We start from the raw sequence: 18,777 nt of genomic DNA on the forward strand, positions 1-18,777 counted from the left end.
GACATGTCTTTTGCAAGTGTAAAACTTGAAGGGCTGTTCGACTGGTTCAGGTACATCTTTCTTTACTTTCATTTAATAGTAGAGGAAGCGTTTTCCCGGCTTTGATGACCGCCTTTTCTTACAACGTCAAATCGCATACTCTTCTGCCTACGCGATTTCCTTTAAAAAATCGTGATTTTTCGACAGGATTGAAAAACTATACATCCGGTCCCCGGTTTGAATCGATTCGTTTTAAAATAGAGAAAGAATTACAGCTGAAAACAGAGTGAGGAGGATTATCAATGCTTCGAATTGGAATGCTTACGAGCGGAGGAGACTGCCAGGCGCTGAACGCCACAATGCGTGCCATCTACCTTTCCGCCATGAACAACGCTAAGGAACCCGTAGAGTTTTACGGATTCGAAGACGGCTATAAAGGCCTGATGTACAACCGCTACCGCATGCTGACGAGTGCCGATTTCAACGACATCCTGACACGCGGCGGAACCATTCTCGGTACGAGCCGGGTGCCGTTCAAGGATCTCGACAAGCCGGATGAAAACGGCAATAACAAAGTCAAGCTCATGAAGCAAACGTATCATGTGCTCGAACTCGACTGCCTGATCGTTTTAGGCGGCAACGGCTCTTTAAAAACCGCCAACCGTCTTTCCCAGGAAGGTCTGAATGTCATCGGCATGCCGAAGACGATCGACAACGATCTCTGGGGCACCGACATGACGTTCGGTTTCCAGTCCGCGGTCGATATTGCGACCCGCGCGATCGATGAAATTCACACGACTGCTTCGAGTCATGGCCGCGTATTTATCGTCGAAATCATGGGCCACAAAACCGGATGGCTGCCGCTCAACGCCGGACTGGCCGGCGGCGCCGATATCATTCTGCTTCCGGAAATCCCCTACGATCTGAACGTCGTTCTCGATGTCGTTAAGAAAAAGAAAACGAATAACCACGGCCGCTTCATGATTCTCGCCGTTGCCGAAGGCGCGATTTCGATCGAAGACAAGAAGCTGTCCAAGAAGGAATACCAGAAGCGCCTGCAGAGCTACACGTTCCCGTCCGTTTCCTACAAACTGGCCGCAGAAATTGAAGAAGCCACCGGCAAGAAGTCCGCGTAACCATTCCAGGTCATACCCAGCGCGGCGGCATGCCGGACGCCTACGACCGCGTTTTCGCCAGCCGTCTGGGCGCTGAGGGCGGACGCATGGCCTGCCAGGGTGAATACGGCTTCATGGTCGCCTATCGCAACCGCGAAATCGTCAAAGTGCCGCTTGCCGAAATCGCCGGCAAGCTCAAGCTCGTCGATCCCGATTCCAGCATCATTCAGGAAGCCAGAATGCTTGGCATTTCGTTTGGCGATAAATAGCGGCGTGTTCTCTTTCAGTCAAGCCGTACGCTATATTCCCTGTCCCGGCTAAACTGAAGGTATACGAAGAAACAGGAGAGGTGTTGATCCTCCAGGAGGTACCCCTATGTCAAAATTCAACGAAGTTAAAAACGAAGCGCTCAATCTGCGCAGCGATGCCCGCAAAGCACTGCTCATCGATCTTCTGCGCGCGGAAGAAAATCATGTAGCCAATTCCATGATTCCTCTGGAAGCCGATCATCGCGCTGCCATGAAAAAGAAGAAGACGACCGTCTGTTCGGTATCGCCATGGCTTCTGCCGCCGTTGCCGCGCTGACCGGCGCCGCAGTGATCCTTGCTGTGAAGGGCAAACGCAAACTGGAAGAAGAAGCCAGAAAAGCGAAACTCCAGCTTGAGCAGGAGAAAAGGACATGATCCGCAAGCTTGCGCAGGTCAAGGGCCGTCACTAAGCGCTGACCGGATTATCCTGAACATATCCTTCTGAACGTAAGCGTCAAATAAAAGACGGGTATTTTCTCGACCGCCTCCTTGGGATAATTCCTTTATTCAAGGAGGCTTTTTCATGGAATCAATCATCCCTGCAATCGATCTCGGTATCGATTTCTCCAAAGTTAAAAACATCTATCTGGCTCAGATGCCTGCTGACCTTCGCAAAGGAATTGACGGTTACGTCTCCCTGGTTCAAGGACCTCTCGCTCTGGATCCGCTGGATGGATCCCTCTTTCTCTTCGTTAATCGACAGAAGAACAAGATCAAAGGTATCCTTCGTGACGGAAATGGATTCTGGCTTGTTTATAAGCGACTCTCCAGATCTTCCCTTCAGTGGCCTGTCAGCACTGACCAGTCCGACTTCATGCGAATTGACTGTTCGCAGCTGGCTTCTCTGCTTTCCGGTCTGTCGATTGTTCCCCAGCCGGCATTTCTGCCACGAACTTATAAGTATGTTTAAACCAATTTAAAAGGATGATTTTCTTGAAGGAATATCAAGATAAATCATCCCATTTACTTTATCTATCGCTCTAAATATGTTAAAATTAATACATGAATGTGCCGAACCCTTACCAGACAATCCGCAACGAGCTCCTCGAAGATCTTCATCATCAGATCAGCACCATGACGGAAGAAGAGAAAGACAAATTTATTGAGGATATGTACCTGGATCTCTATTTCGCTAAAGAAATCAATAAAGCCGTGAAAAGCGGCCGCTTTGGTCCTTCTACGGAAAAGATGGTTCCCTTGAAACTGGATTACTCTGAAAACGAGGACGGCGGCCCAGATATCAATATTCTGAATAAACAGCTGGCTCAGCTTGATCTGAAAGCCGATGTTTGTTTTAACCGGGCTGCGAAATATCAGGAAGAGGGAGACCGCTATCGTAAAGAAGCTGAAGATTTAAAGCTCAGTTCTGTTGAAGGAAGCAAGAAAAACCTTCCACCAAGTGCAGAAAGCAGGAAGCGGTCAAAGAAACCACTACCTTCAGTGTAGAAGGGGAAAAGCGCATTTGCCCAGTTTGCGGCTGTGAGATGAAAACTGTTGGAATGAAACGTCACTATAGGATTCATCGGATTCCCGCTCGCTATAGGCTGGAAGAAGTGCTGCGTGAGACAGTCGCGTGCCCAAACAAGTGTACGGATGAAAACGGGAAAGCCATCATCCGCACCGCCGAACCTGACGAGCCTGCACTGATCGACAAGAGTGTCGCAACTTCCTCTATGGTCGCGGGAATTGCCTACGATAAGTTCGTAATGGGAACCCCGGCCTATCGTCAGGAAAAGCACCTGAGTCTCACGGGACTGCCGATCAGCCGTCAGACCATGGGCAACATCCTGGAAAAAACTTACGATCTTTATCTGAAGCCCCTCGTAAAACAAATGATTGAGGATCTCCCAAACTGTAACGTCGTCCATATGGATGAGACGGTTTTAAAGTGCACGGAGGTTAAAGATCGAAAACAGTCTTCTATGGTTGTCGCCGTCAGCGGAATCTATGAAGAGAACCAGATGGCTGTCTATAAGTTTTTCCCTTACAAGAAACAGGAGTTCGTAATCGCCCTCCTTGGCGGTTCTTTTCGTCATGCCCTTATGACAGACGGGCTTTATGCATATGCCAACTACTATGGCCCCTGCAGAAAGCTCAACTGTATGGCCCATGCGAGAAGAAAGATCTTCGAAGCCATCAAAGTCCGGTCAGACTTCGCGCAGTATCAGGCAGACGTCCTGAAGTGGGAAAAGACCACACTGGAGAACGACGAAGAGGCCGCAGAAGCGGCAGCCCAGCTGGACGAAACAGAGGACCCGAACCCAGTCCGGGTCTCCAGATTCTGCTCACAGCCCTGTCTCTGTTCGGGAAGCTCTACCACATCGAATCCCACGTTGCTTCTTACTCGCACGAGGCGAGAACCGAAGTTCGGCAGGAACTTTCAAAGCCCTGCTTTGAAAGACTCACAAGAGTCATGATGGAGATTCAGAGTGGATTCGAGGAAAGAAGCACCGCCTACAGAGCAGCCAAGTACTTCATGGATCGAGCGAACTCGTTGGGAAGGTACCTGGAAGACGGTGATTATCCGATCGACAATAATGTGGCAGAAAGAGCCGTAAAGCCATTCGTGATCAATCGCAAAAACTTCCAGACTACGAAGAGTATCAAAGGTGCGGAAGTCGTCGCAGCGTTTATGACTTTGTTTCGATCGGCTGAAATGAACGACTTAAATCCAGAGCGCTACATGGAGTACGTTCTGGATGAACTCAAATGGTTCAAAGACGATGAAATCGCGGTAGATGTATTGAAGTCACTTCTGCCGTATTCAAAGGATTTACCTGAATATCTTCGAATTGGATACCGTGGACCGGATCCGAAGTATGAAGAAAACGATGAAGAATAAAAAATACGCCAAGCGGGATCTCGAAAGGGATCCCGTTTAGCGTATCTAATATTCAGTCTCGCGTATACCCGTCGATTGTTTGACACTTACTTCTGAACGTTCTATAAACCCGATTCTAAAATCGATTCAACACACAAAGGCTGCCTTACGACGAAGAGGTTTCTTCGAAGGAAGGCAGCCTTTGCATGCATTTCTTAAGTTTAAACATCGGGCTTTGCATCATCCGGTTCGAGATTCTCGATCCGGATTTCCCCGACTGGTTTTCCGGCGCTTCTTATTCTTCGCCTGCAGGATCTGTCGTTCGCATCCACACCACATGACGGGTGTGATAGCTGCCGTCTTCCTGTTCATCGAGAACCTGGCGGGAATACTGGTTTCGATCAAAATCCGGAAAATACGTGTCGGCTTCAAAGTCCGCATCGATTTCCGTCAGGATCAGGCGCGAACAGTACGGCAGAAAGGCGCGATAAATCGAAGCCCCGCCAATCACAAAAGCGTCAGGCTGTTCAAATACCGTACCGTGATCCAGTGCTATGGATTCGGGTACATGTACATTCTGCTTTTTATACGCGTCCAGCCACTTCAGGCAGTCTTCGACTGTGGAAAGGTCAGCACGCCTTCGCGATTGATTTCATGGGACGTGAGCACAAGATGAAGACGGCCGGGAAGCAGTCCAGGCAGCGACTTCCACGTGTTGCAGCCCATGATGACCGGGCGCTTCATTGTCACCTTACGGAAAAACTTCAGATCCTGTTTAAGGCCGCGCTTCCAGGGCATATCGCCCTTCCAGCCGATTTCGCCGTTTCTGCCCACTGCGGCGATGGCGTCAAGGCGGATCACTGGGTAATGGGCATCCGCAGTTTTCCCATGTGCTGATACCCTTCCAGATGCACGTCCTTCAGTTCTTTCGAACTGTCAAAGTCGTAAAAGTTTTTCACTTCCGGGTTGAGCCAGAGCTTCGGTGCCGGCAGCGGCTCATTCGTGTGCCAGCGCTGCAGAAGTTCCTGCATCTGCTCGAGCTGATTGACGTAAATGTGCGCGTCCTTAATCGACCAGTCCAGGCGTCCGACTTTCAGTCCGCACACCTGAGCCATCATGCACATCAGTACCGCATACTGCGTAACGTTAAACGGCAGACCCAGACCGACGTCGCACGAGCGCTGATGGACGAGTACATTAAGCGTTCCATCGGTAATGTCCCATTCGCTGCTCCAGACGCAGCTGGGCAGAACCGCCGTATCGAGTTCCGCATCCTGCCATAAAGACATGACCCGGCGCCGGTCTTCCGGATGGTTTTTAAGCGAATCGATCAGCTTGTCGATCAGATGGTACTTGCGAACGATGTAGCCGTACGCCGTACCGATCGTATGCGCCATGGACGGATCGAAATGCTTGAGCACCCGGCCGGTATTTACTTCCAGCCAGTCGCCGTTTTCATCGATTTCCCATTCGTCCCAGATGTGCACATTGCGCTCCTGAAGCCAGCGCACATCGTTGCTCTGCGCCTGATAAATCCATAACATTTCCAGAACCGCCTGCCGTAAAAACAGCTGCTTGACGGTCAGGATCGGAAATTCTTCGCCGACATTCAGCGTGAAGTGGGCAAACGGAATTTTTTCGTATCCACGCCTGTACGGTTGGAAACGATCGTTCCTTCGCTGAGAATCGTCTCGCAAAGGCCGCAGTAAATTTCATCCCATTTAGACATTCCCTTTCCCCTTTCTCTGCTGGTTTTCTTCTTTGCCGCCTGCAGCGGCAGTTTCCCTCCCTGCGCAGGCGTATCGGCTTCTGGATTTGCCGGCATTTCTGGGGCGCGCAACGAAGTGTACGTCGATGCCGGGAGCACTTCGAGGCGGCCGGTCTGTTCTGGAAGAACGTCCTGTTCCAGATAGCGGGCAATGCCGTGTTCATCGTTGGTCCAGGGCAGAACCACATCCGCGATCGCCTTGACCGGCGGCGTGGCATTGCCCATCGCGATGCCGACTCCGGCTTTCTGAAGCATTTCAATATCGTTGCTTTCATCGCCAAAAGCGATGACGTTTTCTTCGTTCAGACCATAATGTTCGCAAATGCGGTCCAGGCCGAATCCCTTATTGATTTTCGGATCGACGTATTCGTAAAGAACGTCCGCGGTGGGAAAGCTCACTACCCCTTCAAACGGATGCGCTGCTGCGATTTCCTTAATGCGCGGCTGATCTTCGGCGCGGCTGCGAATGACCAGCTTGTCCACATCGTGATGTTCCAGAAACTCCTTGAGATCGACAATAATTTCCTCTTCGCCAAACTGCTCGGCAATGGCGAGCGTTTCCAGTGTGGAAAATTCCACATAGCGGCGGTTGCCGATCATCGGTTCAAAATGAATGCCGGGGATTTCCCGGAAAATTTCACAGATCTGCCAGACCAGTTTGCCGTCGAGATGCGCGAAGGTCTGTTTTTCTTTTGTGCGCATATCGTAAATGGCACCGCCGTTCATGCCGACTAAAAAACTGATCGAATTTTCAATGCCCCACTGGCGGCTGAGAATGACGCCGCTTTCGACCGGGCGTCCGGAAATAATCCCAAACAGGATTCCGTATTCTTTCAGGCGGTTTACGGCCTGACGGGTTTTCTCATCGAGCTTCTTTTGCGAATTGAGCAGCGTGCCGTCGACATCGACCGCAATCAGCGTTACGGGTTTCATAAGCCTCCTCCTTTTTCAGGCGCTTTGCCGCCTGATCTGTCGCTGGGCTTTTCGCAGAATATGCCTTTTCGAAAAGCCGTTTTGTTTTTCGGATTTATAAAGCTTAACCGGCGAGAGCGGCTTTTTCTTCCAGACGCTTTGCGGAAAGGTCAAGCAGTGTCTGGATCTGTTCTCTTGTCATTTCGTCTTCGACCAGCTGTTCATTGACCATACGGTCCAGCTGTTCACGCCAGAATCCCTGTTCCAGCACGATACGGCACGAAACTGGGAAGTTCAGATCAGGAATGAAGCCGAGAAAGGACATCCAGAAATCGAGATTGGTAATCCGGCTCGAACGATCAACGCTTCGTCCTCGACGAGCGCCTCGTAAACGGCGGGCGTGATCGTCTGCGTTTTGAGAGCGGATAAAGGGGCGCCGGTCGTATCCATGGGATCTTCCTTTGCGCTGACCCGGAAAATGTCCACTTTGTCGGCGTCCCGCAAAATCTGATCGAGAACGCGCTGAAAGCCGGTATCCATATCGGGAATGGAAAGCTTGTTATGAACGGAAACGGCCTGAATGACCATTTCTTTTCCTGATTGGACAGCTCGTTTAAGAAATCTTCCTGTGCGAGAATTTCAGCGCCTAAAGCGGCATGATCGACGCTTTTCGCATCCATGAACGTATGAAAGCGGCGCACCTGTTCAAAGCGGCCGATGTCATGAAACAGCGCTCCCAGATGGGCGAGCTTCTTTTCTTCTTCACTCAGGTTCAGATTTTCGGCAATCTGATCCGCGGCTGAAACGACTTTCCACGTATGGATGATTTTCAGACGAATCTGTGAATCCTCCGGATTGTAGTTCTGCACGTACTCAGTAAAACGCTCTTCTTCACGCATGGTTCTTCTTCCCTTCCTGACGGACGATCCGTCAAACCGATTTTGTTTCTTGCGCCGGTTTGCGCATGCCTATTTTATATCATGCGGCCAGAAATGGGCCGAATCAGCCAATCTGGGTCAGATTTGCATCGGTGTTCGTTTTTCGTTTCGCCTGAAAAAAACGCCCTGTTTCATACAGAGCGATCGTCTGGTTTCCTGTTCAGGGCTGCTGTTCGGGCCACGCTGCCCTGTCGGATCTTCTTTCCTTTCCAGGCTCAGGACTTCTGGCCGGTCTGCGCCGGCACCCTTTCCAGAGCCGCAAACAAAGGCGCCGGATCCAGACTAAAGTCGTGACAGCCCGCTTCGCAGATTTGTACGTACTCTTCTTCTGGCCTGCCATCCGCAAAGCCCAGGGAATGGCGTAAAGAAACACAGGAAGAGATTCGCGATGTCCGTCAAAAAACTGACGGGCAAATCCAGCGTGAACTTTTTGTACAGCGCGGGATATTCCTCGTATTCATCAAGCGCGGCTTCGTCCTGAGCGTCCACCTGCCAGATGCCCGCATCCGCAAAAGCCCCTGCTTTGGGACGATCGAGAGATAAAACTCTCCCTTGTCTCCTTTAAAGACGAGCTTCCAGTCTGCAAGACGGGCGGTTCCGATCGGGATCGCGTTCGGGCATCGTTCTTTCATCTGTTCGAGATGGAGGTTGCTTCCATAAGCTGCATAGTATTTCATATTCGCTCTCCTTGGCTTCCTCCACCATACGCAATATTTCCTCTCCCTTCAAAACGTCTTTGGAAATTCGTCAAAAAGCGTAAAGGGAGTGGCCGAAACCACAGAGCGAAAAAATCCCCGAATCTTCGGGGAATCAATCTTAAAGCGAATTGGCCTGCAGATCGCGCATGTACTGCAGGAAAACCTTGCAGCAGCAAAGGCTTCATACACATCCGCCTTGGAGCTCAGTTCAAACGGAGAATGCATGGACATCAGCGCCACGCCAGCGTCGATGACGTCCATTCCGTAGTTGGCCAGAATGTAGGCGATCGTTCCGCCGCCGCCCTGGTCGACTTTGCCGAGTTCCGCGGTCTGCCAGACGACATCGTGATCATCGAGCAGTTTGCGCAGCGCGGCGATGTATTCCGCACGAGCGTCGTTGGAATGGCTCTTGCCGCCGGAACCGACGTACTTGGAAATCGCGATACCGCATCCAAACTGCGCGGCGTTGCCGTTAGGGAAGAAACTTCCGGTACGTTGGGATCATGAGCTGCGGAAACATCGCACGAAAGCATCGTGGAATGACGCAGAGCCCGGCGAACGTTCAGTTCGCTGTACTCGCCCAGTAAGGAGAGCACTTCAGCCACCTGGTCTTCAAAGAAATGCGACTGCATGCCCGTCGCGCCGACGGATCCGATTTCTTCCTTATCCACAAGCAGGCATACGGCGGTACGCTCGAGCGTTTCGTTCGCGAGTTCGAGCTGGCCGATCAGACCCGTGTAGGCCATGACGCGGTCATCCTGTCCATAGCCTAAAACCATGGAACGATCGAGGCCGCACGTTCTGGCTTCGCCCTGCGGAACGACTTCGAGTTCGGCACTGATGAAGTCATCTTCATCAATGCCGTAGCGGTCCTTGAGCAGACGCAAAATGTTCGCCTTGACTGGATCGGAAGCTTTTTCGTCGCCGTCTTCCTTTTGCGGAATGGAACCGGCGATGACGTTCAGCGCTTCGCCTTCGATGGCTTTGGATGTGGGCTTGCTGGCCTGATCCTTGCCAAGATGCGGCAGGACATCGGTAATACAGAACACTTCGTCTTCCGGATGATCGCCGATGGCGATATCCATGTGCGTGCCGTCCTTCAGAACAACCACGCCATACATCGCCAGCGGAAGTGTCGTCCACTGGTATTTCTTAATGCCGCCATAGTAATGGGTATCGAACAGGCAGATGCCGTCCTGCTCATAGAGCGGATGCTGCTTGAGATCGAGACGGGGCGAGTCGATGTGCGCGCCGACAATGTTCATGCCTTTGGCGATCGGATCGCTGCCGATGTGAAAGAGCACAACGGCTTTATCCATCATATTGAAATAGACTCTGTCCTGCGGCTTCAGGCTCTTGCCGTTTTCGGCGTATTCGTTAATGTTGCGATAGCCGAAACCTTCAGCAAGCGCAATCGCCTGCCTGACGCAGCGGCGTTCGGTTTTTCCAAGGAAAAGAAAATTCATGTAGCCTTGGGCAAACGTCATGATTTCGCCAAGCGTCCTGTCATCGCAGGCAAGCCAGGCGTTTTTATTTTTACTCATACGTTTCCTCCATTCGATGGACCAGTTTCCAGGACAGGTCAATCTGACTCGGATCGGAATTGTCGATCTGCAGCCTGTCTTCCTGTGAGAAGAATCCGGATTGAGCAGATGCTTCTCTTCAAGAAGATGCTTCAGATGGCGCACCGTTCCTTCATTTCCGTCCACAATTTTGACGTTCGGACCGGCGAGCTGCTGCAGGCGCTGCTTGAAAAACAGAAAGTGCGTACAGCCTAGAACGATAAACTCTGCGTTCCTGCTTTGCGCCAGATAGTCTCTCAGCGCCGCGTCGACAGCCTCCAGATCGTCCAGACGGTCTTCTTCCACAAGCCGGACGAGTCCTGGACATGGTACCCGTATGATCTCATGGCCGCTTTGAAAACGGTTTTGAGCCGCTCAAACTTTTCCTGATGAAGCGTCAGGTTCGTGGCCCAGACCGCAATGATCGACGGGGTTTTCAGATCGGCAGCGACTTTGAGAGCCGGTTCCATGCCAATAATGTCGAAATCAAAGTGTTCGCGCAGCAGCGGGGCGGCAGCGCTGGTCGCCGTGTTGCAGGCGATTACCACCGCTTTGACGTGCTGTCTGGCAAAGGCTTCGACAATTTCCATCGAATACGTCTCGACGACTTCACGCGGCTTTTCCCCATACGGATTGCGGGCGGAATCGCCAAAGTAAAGAACCGTCTCATTGGGCAGTTCCTTTCGAATCTGCGCCGCGACGGTCAGTCCGCCAAGTCCGGAATCAAATACGCCAATTGGATCACAGGGTTTCATCTTCATCACCGCTATAACTATACAACGAGACCAGAGAAGCGCCCAATTTCCCTCTTTTCCCCATATGCGGACAGATTCTTCATGTTTCCGTTTTTCCATCGTGATTCATCGGGCTTTCGCTTTTCGCCTGCACTTTACGAGAGCGCTGCTTTGCTTCTGTTCTGCCAGGCGTGGATCGAACGTGTTCCAGACGTAAAGAAAAGACGCCGCAGGGGCGTCTCTTTGTTTCCTTTAAACCTGGTTAAATCCGGTTAATCCGTCAGTGATTGTGACTGTCGGGATAGACTTTGTGAAAGCGTTTGCCGTACGCGCTGTACGCATAGTTAATTCCGGCCAGAATCAGGACGGCCGCAATCGTCACCCCTAACAGAATGGCCTGTGCCGTTCTGGCCGGGATGGCCGCGTACATCCACGCAAACAGACTGGCGACGATGCCGATCAGCGCTGCCGCGATCACGACCAGATTCAAAATCCAGCGTTTGTTTGTCATCGCTTTTCCCCTTTCTGCCGCGAATCGCAGGCGAACGGTTTCTACCGGTTCAGATCGTCTGGCCGTTCCAAATTGTTCGCTACCCTGATCGATTCGCTTTAATTCGAAAAACGGGCTCCGAAGAGCCCTTAACCGTATGGCAGGCTTCCTTGAATTCCTGGAAGGGAATCATTTTCCGGCTGGTATTTCAGTCTTGTCAAGGATCGCTTTGCATCGCCAAATGCAGGTGGGATCAGACGTCAGGGAAAGATCAGGGATCCTTCTTCTGGACCAGCTTCCTTGATGGCAGTCATCTTTTTGGCCTTCGCTCATCGGTTTGGATGGCTATAGCCTATCACAGCCGGATTCAAATACCGCCTTGCCGCCTGCATCTTTTCCATAATGGTCTTAACTGGTTGCTTATCTGTCCAAATTGGCACGCGTATTGTATTTATGTAAGTGTCAAACAATCGACGGGTATACGCGAGACTGAATATTAGATACGCTAAACGGGATCCCTTTCGAGATCCCGCTTGGCGTATTTTTTATTCTTCATCGTTTTCTTCATACTTCGGATCCGGTCCACGGTATCCAATTCGAAGATATTCAGGTAAATCCTTTGAATACGGCAGAAGTGACTTCAATACATCTACCGCGATTTCATCGTCTTTGAACCATTTGAGTTCATCCAGAACGTACTCCATGTAGCGCTCTGGATTTAAGTCGTTCATTTCAGCCGATCGAAACAAAGTCATAAACGCTGCGACGACTTCCGCACCTTTGATACTCTTCGTAGTCTGGAAGTTTTTGCGATTGATCACGAATGGCTTTACGGCTCTTTCTGCCACATTATTGTCGATCGGATAATCACCGTCTTCCAGGTACCTTCCCAACGAGTTCGCTCGATCCATGAAGTACTTGGCTGCTCTGTAGGCGGTGCTTCTTTCCTCGAATCCACTCTGAATCTCCATCATGACTCTTGTGAGTCTTTCAAAGCAGGGCTTTGAAAGTTCCTGCCGAACTTCGGTTCTCGCCTCGTGCGAGTAAGAAGCAACGTGGGATTCGATGTGGTAGAGCTTCCCGAACAGAGACAGGGCTGTGAGCAGAATCTGGAGACCCGGACTGGGTTCGGGTCTCTCTGTTTCGTCCAGCTGGGCTGCCGCTTCTGCGGCCTCTTCGTCGTTCTCCAGTGTGGTCTTTTCCCACTTCAGGACGTCTGCCTGATACTGCGCGAAGTCTGACCGGACTTTGATGGCTTCGAAGATCTTTCTTCTCGCATGGGCCATACAGTTGAGCTTTCTGCAGGGGCCATAGTAGTTGGCATATGCATAAAGCCCGTCTGTCATAAGGGCATGACGAAAAGAACCGCCAAGGAGGGCGATTACGAACTCCTGTTTCTTGTAAGGGAAAAACTTATAGACAGCCATCTGGTTCTCTTCATAGATTCCGCTGACGGCGACAACCATAGAAGACTGTTTTCGATCTTTAACCTCCGTGCACTTTAAAACCGTCTCATCCATATGGACGACGTTACAGTTTGGGAGATCCTCAATCATTTGTTTTACGAGGGGCTTCAGATAAAGATCGTAAGTTTTTCCAGGATGTTGCCCATGGTCTGACGGCTGATCGGCAGTCCCGTGAGACTCAGGTGCTTTTCCTGACGATAGGCCGGGGTTCCCATTACGAACTTATCGTAGGCAATTCCCGCGACCATAGAGGAAGTTGCGACACTCTTGTCGATCAGTGCAGGCTCGTCAGGTTCGGCGGTGCGGATGATGGCTTTCCCGTTTTCATCCGTACACTTGTTTGGGCACGCGACTGTCTCACGCAGCACTTCTTCCAGCCTATAGCGAGCGGGAATCCGATGAATCCTATAGTGACGTTTCATTCCAACAGTTTTCATCTCACAGCCGCAAACTGGGCAAATGCGCTTTTCCCCTTCTACACTGAAGGTAGTGGTTTCTTTGACCGCTTCCTGCTTTCTGCACTTGGTGGAAGGTTTTTCTTGCTTCCTTCAACAGAACTGAGCTTTAAATCTTCAGCTTCTTTACGATAGCGGTCTCCCTCTTCCTGATATTTCGCAGCCCGGTTAAAACAAACATCGGCTTTCAGATCAAGCTGAGCCAGCTGTTTATTCAGAATATTGATATCTGGGCCGCCGTCCTCGTTTTCAGAGTAATCCAGTTTCAAGGGAACCATCTTTTCCGTAGAAGGACCAAAGCGGCCGCTTTTCACGGCTTTATTGATTTCTTTAGCGAAATAGAGATCCAGGTACATATCCTCAATAAATTTGTCTTTCTCTTCTTCCGTCATGGTGCTGATCTGATGATGAAGATCTTCGAGGAGCTCGTTGCGGATTGTCTGGTAAGGGTTCGGCACATTCATGTATTAATTTTAACATATTTAGAGCGATAGATAAAGTAAATAGGATGATTTATCTTGATATTCCTTCAAAAAATCATCCTTTTAAATTGGTTTAAACATACTTATAAGTTCGTGGCAGAAATGCCGGCTGGGGAACAATCGACAGACCGGAAAGCAGAGAAGCCAGCTGCGAACAGTCAATTCGCATGAAGTCGGACTGGTCAGTGCTGACAGGCCACTGAAGGGAAGATCTGGAGAGTCGCTTATAAACAAGCCAGAATCCATTTCCGTCACGAAGGATACCTTTGATCTTGTTCTTCTGTCGATTAACGAAGAGAAAGAGGGATCCATCCAGCGGATCCAGAGCGAGAGGTCCTTGAACCAGGGAGACGTAACCGTCAATTCCTTTGCGAAGGTCAGCAGGCATCTGAGCCAGATAGATGTTTTTAACTTTGGAGAAATCGATACCGAGATCGATTGCAGGGATGATTGATTCCATGAAAAAGCCTCCTTGAATAAAGGAATTATCCCAAGGAGGCGGTCGAGAAAATACCCGTCTTTTATTTGACGCTTACGTATTTATTAACATTCATTTTTTCAAAAGCGAAAGGAAAAGCCGAATTCGTGTACTTTTCGAATTCGGCTTGATTTAAGAGTCCAGAATTATTTCCCGTCTGAATAGCCCGGAGCATTCTCCTCATTCTTTTTTCGGAATCGGCAGACAGCCGGCCTTCTTTTGAAGACTGGTAATCGAGGCCAGAAGCAGCGGATCCGTCTCTGGATTGACGCTTACTGGATTCGTCGTTTTGGAAGTCCGGATTTCCTCCGTCTTTGTTTCGGGCAGCGGTACAGTGGCTGTTTCCGGTTTCGATGAGGCCTGCATGGTCTCTTCCAGACTGGAAGGCTTTTTGGGTGCAGGTTCTTTTCCAGTAAGTTCTTCTTCCAGAACAGACGGGCTGGCCGGTTCTTCTTGAACATAAACGTCGTCGACGGCTTCCCCGTTTTGCACGGACGATTCGTCATCCAGGACAGGCTCCGCTTTGCCGGTATCCGCACGAACCGCACTCTTCTCTTTCGAATCGGCGAGCGGAATGTTTTCGGCCGGATCGAGCGGGAAGCTCATGATGGCTTTGAAAATGTCGCCGTCGGTCTGAATGATGAAGTCGCCGTTCTGGACTTCGACAAAGCTTTTGATGATCGCCAGACCCAGACCGCTTCCCGCTTCGTGACGGCTGGCATCGCCGCGTACGAAACGTTCCATGATCTGTTCGGGATCAAAGTCGAGAATGTCTGCTGACGTATTGCGGAAAATCAGCTCGCAGCTCGAACCGCGGTTGATCAGGGTAATGAATACGCGGGAGCCGGGCAGCGAATACTTGCGGATATTGGAAAACAGGTTGTCGATGACGCGGACCATCTTGTTCGGATCGAGATCGATCATGACCGGTCCGTCCAGATTCATAATCGTTTCGAGCTGTTTTTCCGCCAGCGTATCGATCCATTCGGCCTGCACCTGTTCGACCAGTTCACACAGATCGATGTGAACGAGATCGAGTACGATATCGCCGCTGGTCGCCTTGGTGATATCAAACAGGTCTTCAATCAGCGAAGCCAGACGGGCGGAATAATTTTGAAGATGGCTGGCGTAATGATGAATATCGTCCATGTTGTCGGACATGCTGATGAGCTCGGAATAGCTCTGAATGCCCGCTACTGGCGTCTTCAAGTCGTGCGAAACGTTGGAAATCAGCTGGGACTTGGACACCTGGCTGGCCAGTCCTTCGTTGCGCGCGTTTTCGTAATTGCCCGCAATATGGACCAGATCACTGACGATCGGATTGAACATGCCGGCTTTTTCCGGCTTGAACTCGCTGTAGTTGCCCATGGCCAGAGAATGCGAAGCATCCAGAACGTGCTGAAAATCCTGCGAGATGGCTTTGGCAATGCCGACTGCAAAAAGAATGGCGATCAGGCAGCTGATCAGCACAGCCGCAATCAGTCCAAAAGGTCGAAAAACAGGACGCCAAGAAGCATGAATGCTCCCGTCAGAACGATCCATAAAGCAGATAGTATCGTCAGACGGAATACGGGCATGTGCCGGTTTTGCGAAGAGAAGCTTTCAGAATCCAGTCCTGGGCATGCACATAACCCCAGTAGCAAAGAGAATCCTGTTCCACAAAAGCTGCCGGACCCATTTTGAAAATGCGCTTAATGTAGAGCGCGATCAACGCGACAGTCATAAAAACCAGGAACCAGAGCAGAATGACGGTCGCCCAGGCGACCAGTTCCGCCTGCCAGTCGTTCATCGCAAAGGAAAGGTACTGCGCCTTCAGCGAACCGTTCGCAAAATTCATCGTGACACGGTTCAGGCCTGGGGAAAGAATCGCGTACATACCGCCAAGAACGAGAATCGCAAACAGCGCCTTCATCCGGCTGAGCTGTGTCAGTAAAGGCAGCCCTTCTTCCAGCCGGTAGCGAAAGAGCAGGACGAACAGAACCACGACGATGGATCCGTATAACATACAGAAATCAAATCCGGTCTGGTTGACGTCCGCAGCGACGCGGGCGACTACGCCGCCGTTGGGCTGCAGCGTTTTGGGTACGTAGTAATGAATGGAAAAATCGTCCGGGAGCACCAGCGAATACGCGTATTCGCAGCCGCTTGGCGAATTGCGCCGCTCTTCGGGAACGAGCGCCGGATTGACGAGAATCGAACGCGCCCTCGAAAAGGAGACGTCCGGCTGAATTGCCCCGGAATACGTGATGCCGCCCGCGGAAGAGCGGATCGTGTAGTCGAGTGCACCGTCGGTCTGGTTATACGAATCTTTCCAGTTGTGGGAATACTCGTTTCCGCCGTAGCGGATAATCCAGGCGAGGTTGGAATCGCGCGCCAGAGATTCGGCGGAAGAGCGAATGCTGTTGCCGGCGTTTTCCTCGATGTACTGCCGTATCGTCGAATCGGTTTCCTCATCCGTTTTCAGCCATTCGGTGCCCGGAACTAGCGATCTGGCCCGGACCACCGCCATGGCTTCGAGCGACGGGGCCAGCGCTTCGGTAAAGACATCGAGCGTTTCTTCCCCTGCAGGGTAATTTTGGACGTCAGTTTGGTCGCCAGCGTACTCAGGATGAGCAGCAAAATGCAAAGCAGGCAGGTAAACACTTTCGCACCGTTCGATTTCCCGCTTTTTTCAGTTCCGGCTTTGCCGATTGAAAGCTGGTGCTGCTTTTGGGCTCGTCTTCAAAGGCTGTATTCGGCGCGCTCTGCGTGCTGTCCAGACTTGCCGTCGAAGCCGGCTCGATCAGCCGGGCTCCGCTTATCATGCCGTCAGAGGATCTTTGCGCATTTTGTAGCCGAGGCCCCAGACCACCTGAATGTACTGCGGCTTTTTCGGATCCTCTTCGATTTTTTCACGCAGTTTTCGAATGTGGACGGTAATGGTTTCGGTCGAAATCGCATCTTCTTTCCAGACCAGCTCATAAATCTCGGCTGCGGAATAGACACGCTCGGGATGGCGCATGAGCAGTTCAAGAATCTGGAATTCCTTCGGGGTAAGATGCACCGGCTCATTGCGGACAAACACTTCCTTGGTCATCGGATTCAGAGACAGATCGCGGTTGACGAGCGAAGCGTTATCGGGTTCATCCTTGGCGTTTTTCATTTCCAGAAAACTGTCGTAGCGGCGCAGCTGCGCCTTGACGCGGGCGAGCAGTTCCATGGACGAAAACGGCTTGGTCAGATAGTCGTCGGCACCGATCGTCAGGCCGTTGATCTTATCGACTTCTTCGGATCTTGCCGAAAGGATAATAATCGGGAAATCATAATTTTACGGACTTCCTGAATCATGGTCAGACCGTCCATGACCGGCATCATCAGATCGACGATGGCCAGATGAATTTTGTCTCCCGCTTTGCCAAGCTCTTCCAGGCCCTGTGCGCCGTTGGCGGCCAGCAGGACCTCGTAGTTTTGTGAACGAAGATAAATCGCAATCGCATCGCGAAGCCCTTTTCATCTTCAACAACAAGAATCGTATGGTTCATCGTGTTCCCCTCTTTCTTTTCCTGTCTCCAGACGGATCGGAATTTCCCGTTTGCCTGCCGCGTATGTTCGCGCCAGAGCTTCCAGTCTGGTTTTATCTTCTAATTCTGGTGTCTGCACAGGCTTTTCTTAAGCAGACACTATGCTTTCAGTATAAAGCGCCGTATGCATCTGCGCGCTTTTTTAAGAAAACCTTCAGATGGCCGGAAGAATTTTTCCAGAAGCCCTCTGGATGGACCAGATGCGATGCAAGGCTGCAGATAGCTTTCTCCAAACACTCTCCAGTTGGAGAGAATTCTTGCCGATTTCCGTAAAAAAGCCCCGCAGACTGCGGAGCAAAAGCGCTTCATAAAGCAGGACCATCCAGGGATTCGATCCGCATTTTTTGCCCTTATCGGACCGCCGTTTTATTGCGTACGGCTTTCTTTTCCCCGGTCCGGTTTTCCTGCAGATCCGAAAGACCGGCCAGCCGGCGCGCTCGATCTTCCATCGCCTTTCGTCTGGCCCGCTCGAGCATGACGCTCTGCAGCGAGGTATGTTCCAGACCCGCATTCGCACGGTTTCGATGCTTCGACTTTGGTGCATGCACTCGTTCGGCGCTTCTGACCGGGCGGCGAAAGCGGATCGGCCGCATGCCGCCGGTACAGAACAGATGGACGCCGGTTATCAGCACGATCAGTAAAAGAATGAAAACGAGTCTTCGCTCCGGTACGGCAAGCAGACCGAGCAGAAGCAAAACGAAGTACAGCCCCCACCGGCCGGCGCTCGCTTCCCAGTCGCAGCGCGTGAGCCAGAACCAGCACGGATAGCTCACCAGCAAAACGATCGGTCCGCAAAATACCAGGGTGATCATGCTCGAAACATCCATGAGCAGACCGGCCAATATCTGACCAACGACGCACAGGACAAGGTTTCGCATCGCTTCTTCAAATTTAAAGCGGCCGCAGACCATGAGAAAGGAAAGCAGCAGGCTGATCAGAATTGTAAACGGGATCCGGGATCCTTCCCCGGAAGCCAGAAGCAGGCCGCTGGCCATGCCGACATTGCCGGCG

The 18,777-nt window shown here is 51.3% G+C and carries 21 protein-coding genes and 4 pseudogenes; 6 read left to right on the top strand and 19 right to left on the bottom strand.

Features of this window, described 5'->3' with window-relative positions; translation table 11 throughout:
- The first annotated feature begins 281 nt into the window (after window positions 1–281).
- From KWG61_RS12055 to KWG61_RS16465, 6 genes and pseudogenes are all read left to right on the top strand, one after another.
- Window positions 282–1,363 (top strand): annotated as a pseudogene (locus KWG61_RS12055) (6-phosphofructokinase).
- A gap of 106 nt (window positions 1,364–1,469) precedes the next feature.
- Window positions 1,470–1,679, top strand: coding sequence for a hypothetical protein (locus tag KWG61_RS12065; RefSeq protein WP_242743967.1), 210 nt, complete (start codon window positions 1,470–1,472; stop codon window positions 1,677–1,679).
- 246 nt (window positions 1,680–1,925) lie between these two features.
- Complete coding sequence (gene tnpB, locus KWG61_RS12070; protein WP_230268547.1) at window positions 1,926–2,312, top strand: IS66 family insertion sequence element accessory protein TnpB; 387 nt, start codon at window positions 1,926–1,928, stop codon at window positions 2,310–2,312.
- 92 nt (window positions 2,313–2,404) lie between these two features.
- Window positions 2,405–2,848 carry a hypothetical protein gene (locus KWG61_RS12075; RefSeq protein ID WP_242743428.1) on the top strand — a complete coding sequence of 148 codons (444 nt, stop codon included), beginning with the start codon at window positions 2,405–2,407 and terminating at the stop codon, window positions 2,846–2,848.
- A gap of 38 nt (window positions 2,849–2,886) precedes the next feature.
- The gene (locus tag KWG61_RS16460; protein ID WP_256460689.1) at window positions 2,887–3,819 is read left to right on the top strand and encodes a transposase; all 933 of its coding nucleotides are present in this window, start codon (window positions 2,887–2,889) and stop codon (window positions 3,817–3,819) included.
- Window positions 3,723–4,244: a transposase gene (locus tag KWG61_RS16465; RefSeq protein WP_256460855.1), complete on the top strand. Its 522-nt coding sequence runs from the start codon at window positions 3,723–3,725 to the stop codon at window positions 4,242–4,244. The genes KWG61_RS16460 and KWG61_RS16465 overlap by 97 nt, the downstream gene beginning before the upstream one ends.
- 274 nt (window positions 4,245–4,518) lie before the next feature.
- On the opposite strand, the gene KWG61_RS12085 is transcribed toward KWG61_RS16465, so the two are convergent.
- From KWG61_RS12085 to KWG61_RS12165, 19 genes and pseudogenes are all read right to left on the bottom strand, one after another.
- A complete protein-coding gene (locus KWG61_RS12085; RefSeq protein ID WP_367614381.1) occupies window positions 4,519–4,830 on the bottom strand; it encodes a dihydrofolate reductase in 312 nt (103 codons plus the stop codon).
- A complete protein-coding gene (locus KWG61_RS12090; RefSeq protein WP_242743969.1) occupies window positions 4,827–5,084 on the bottom strand; it encodes a dihydrofolate reductase in 258 nt (85 codons plus the stop codon). The genes KWG61_RS12085 and KWG61_RS12090 overlap by 4 nt, the downstream gene beginning before the upstream one ends.
- A complete protein-coding gene (gene thyA / locus KWG61_RS12095; RefSeq protein WP_242743971.1) occupies window positions 5,081–5,920 on the bottom strand; it encodes a thymidylate synthase in 840 nt (279 codons plus the stop codon). The genes KWG61_RS12090 and thyA overlap by 4 nt, the downstream gene beginning before the upstream one ends.
- Window positions 5,833–6,924 carry a Cof-type HAD-IIB family hydrolase gene (locus KWG61_RS12100; RefSeq protein ID WP_242743973.1) on the bottom strand — a complete coding sequence of 364 codons (1,092 nt, stop codon included), beginning with the start codon at window positions 6,922–6,924 and terminating at the stop codon, window positions 5,833–5,835. Before KWG61_RS12100 ends, thyA begins: the two co-directional genes overlap by 88 nt.
- 103 nt (window positions 6,925–7,027) lie before the next feature.
- On the bottom strand, window positions 7,028–7,228 hold the full coding sequence (locus KWG61_RS12105; protein WP_242743976.1) for a hypothetical protein: 201 nt from the start codon (window positions 7,226–7,228) through the stop codon (window positions 7,028–7,030).
- Complete coding sequence (locus KWG61_RS12110; RefSeq protein ID WP_242743977.1) at window positions 7,198–7,491, bottom strand: hypothetical protein; 294 nt, start codon at window positions 7,489–7,491, stop codon at window positions 7,198–7,200. Before KWG61_RS12110 ends, KWG61_RS12105 begins: the two co-directional genes overlap by 31 nt.
- A gap of 71 nt (window positions 7,492–7,562) precedes the next feature.
- Window positions 7,563–7,802 (bottom strand): annotated as a pseudogene (locus KWG61_RS17720) (HD domain-containing protein); the annotation flags it as partial.
- Window positions 7,803–8,236: 434 nt separating this feature from the next.
- Window positions 8,237–8,518 (bottom strand): gamma-glutamylcyclotransferase family protein, encoded by a 282-nt coding sequence (locus KWG61_RS12115; RefSeq protein ID WP_242743978.1) that lies wholly within the window; start codon window positions 8,516–8,518, stop codon window positions 8,237–8,239.
- 198 nt (window positions 8,519–8,716) lie between these two features.
- Window positions 8,717–10,083, bottom strand: a pseudogene (locus KWG61_RS12120) (aminopeptidase); the annotation flags it as partial.
- A 275-nt stretch (window positions 10,084–10,358) separates the two neighbouring features.
- Entirely contained in the window at window positions 10,359–10,856 is a 498-nt protein-coding gene (locus tag KWG61_RS12125) for a glutamate racemase (protein WP_242743979.1), read from the bottom strand.
- Between the two features lie 259 nt (window positions 10,857–11,115).
- Window positions 11,116–11,346: a hypothetical protein gene (locus tag KWG61_RS12130; protein ID WP_230268456.1), complete on the bottom strand. Its 231-nt coding sequence runs from the start codon at window positions 11,344–11,346 to the stop codon at window positions 11,116–11,118.
- 524 nt (window positions 11,347–11,870) lie between these two features.
- Window positions 11,871–12,881 (bottom strand): transposase, encoded by a 1,011-nt coding sequence (locus KWG61_RS12135; RefSeq protein WP_242743364.1) that lies wholly within the window; start codon window positions 12,879–12,881, stop codon window positions 11,871–11,873.
- Between the two features lie 17 nt (window positions 12,882–12,898).
- Complete coding sequence (locus KWG61_RS16470) at window positions 12,899–13,228, bottom strand: transposase (protein ID WP_256460690.1); 330 nt, start codon at window positions 13,226–13,228, stop codon at window positions 12,899–12,901.
- A 38-nt stretch (window positions 13,229–13,266) separates the two neighbouring features.
- Complete coding sequence (locus KWG61_RS12140; RefSeq protein WP_242743428.1) at window positions 13,267–13,710, bottom strand: hypothetical protein; 444 nt, start codon at window positions 13,708–13,710, stop codon at window positions 13,267–13,269.
- Window positions 13,711–13,801: 91 nt separating this feature from the next.
- Window positions 13,802–14,188 carry an IS66 family insertion sequence element accessory protein TnpB gene (gene tnpB, locus KWG61_RS12145; protein ID WP_230268547.1) on the bottom strand — a complete coding sequence of 129 codons (387 nt, stop codon included), beginning with the start codon at window positions 14,186–14,188 and terminating at the stop codon, window positions 13,802–13,804.
- A gap of 198 nt (window positions 14,189–14,386) precedes the next feature.
- Window positions 14,387–15,676, bottom strand: coding sequence for a sensor histidine kinase KdpD (locus KWG61_RS12150; protein WP_242743981.1), 1,290 nt, complete (start codon window positions 15,674–15,676; stop codon window positions 14,387–14,389).
- Between the two features lie 88 nt (window positions 15,677–15,764).
- Window positions 15,765–16,832, bottom strand: a complete 1,068-nt coding sequence (locus KWG61_RS12155) for a hypothetical protein (protein ID WP_242743984.1) — start codon at window positions 16,830–16,832, stop codon at window positions 15,765–15,767.
- Between the two features lie 174 nt (window positions 16,833–17,006).
- Window positions 17,007–17,727: pseudogene (locus tag KWG61_RS12160) on the bottom strand (response regulator transcription factor).
- A 389-nt stretch (window positions 17,728–18,116) separates the two neighbouring features.
- A complete protein-coding gene (locus KWG61_RS12165) occupies window positions 18,117–18,761 on the bottom strand; it encodes a hypothetical protein (RefSeq protein ID WP_242743985.1) in 645 nt (214 codons plus the stop codon).
- Window positions 18,762–18,777 lie beyond the last annotated feature (16 nt).

Origin of the sequence: Allobaculum sp. Allo2 (assembly GCF_022701175.1) — a bacterium.
In the GTDB taxonomy this organism is placed as follows: Bacteria; Bacillota_I; Bacilli_A; order Erysipelotrichales; family Erysipelotrichaceae; genus Allobaculum; species Allobaculum fili.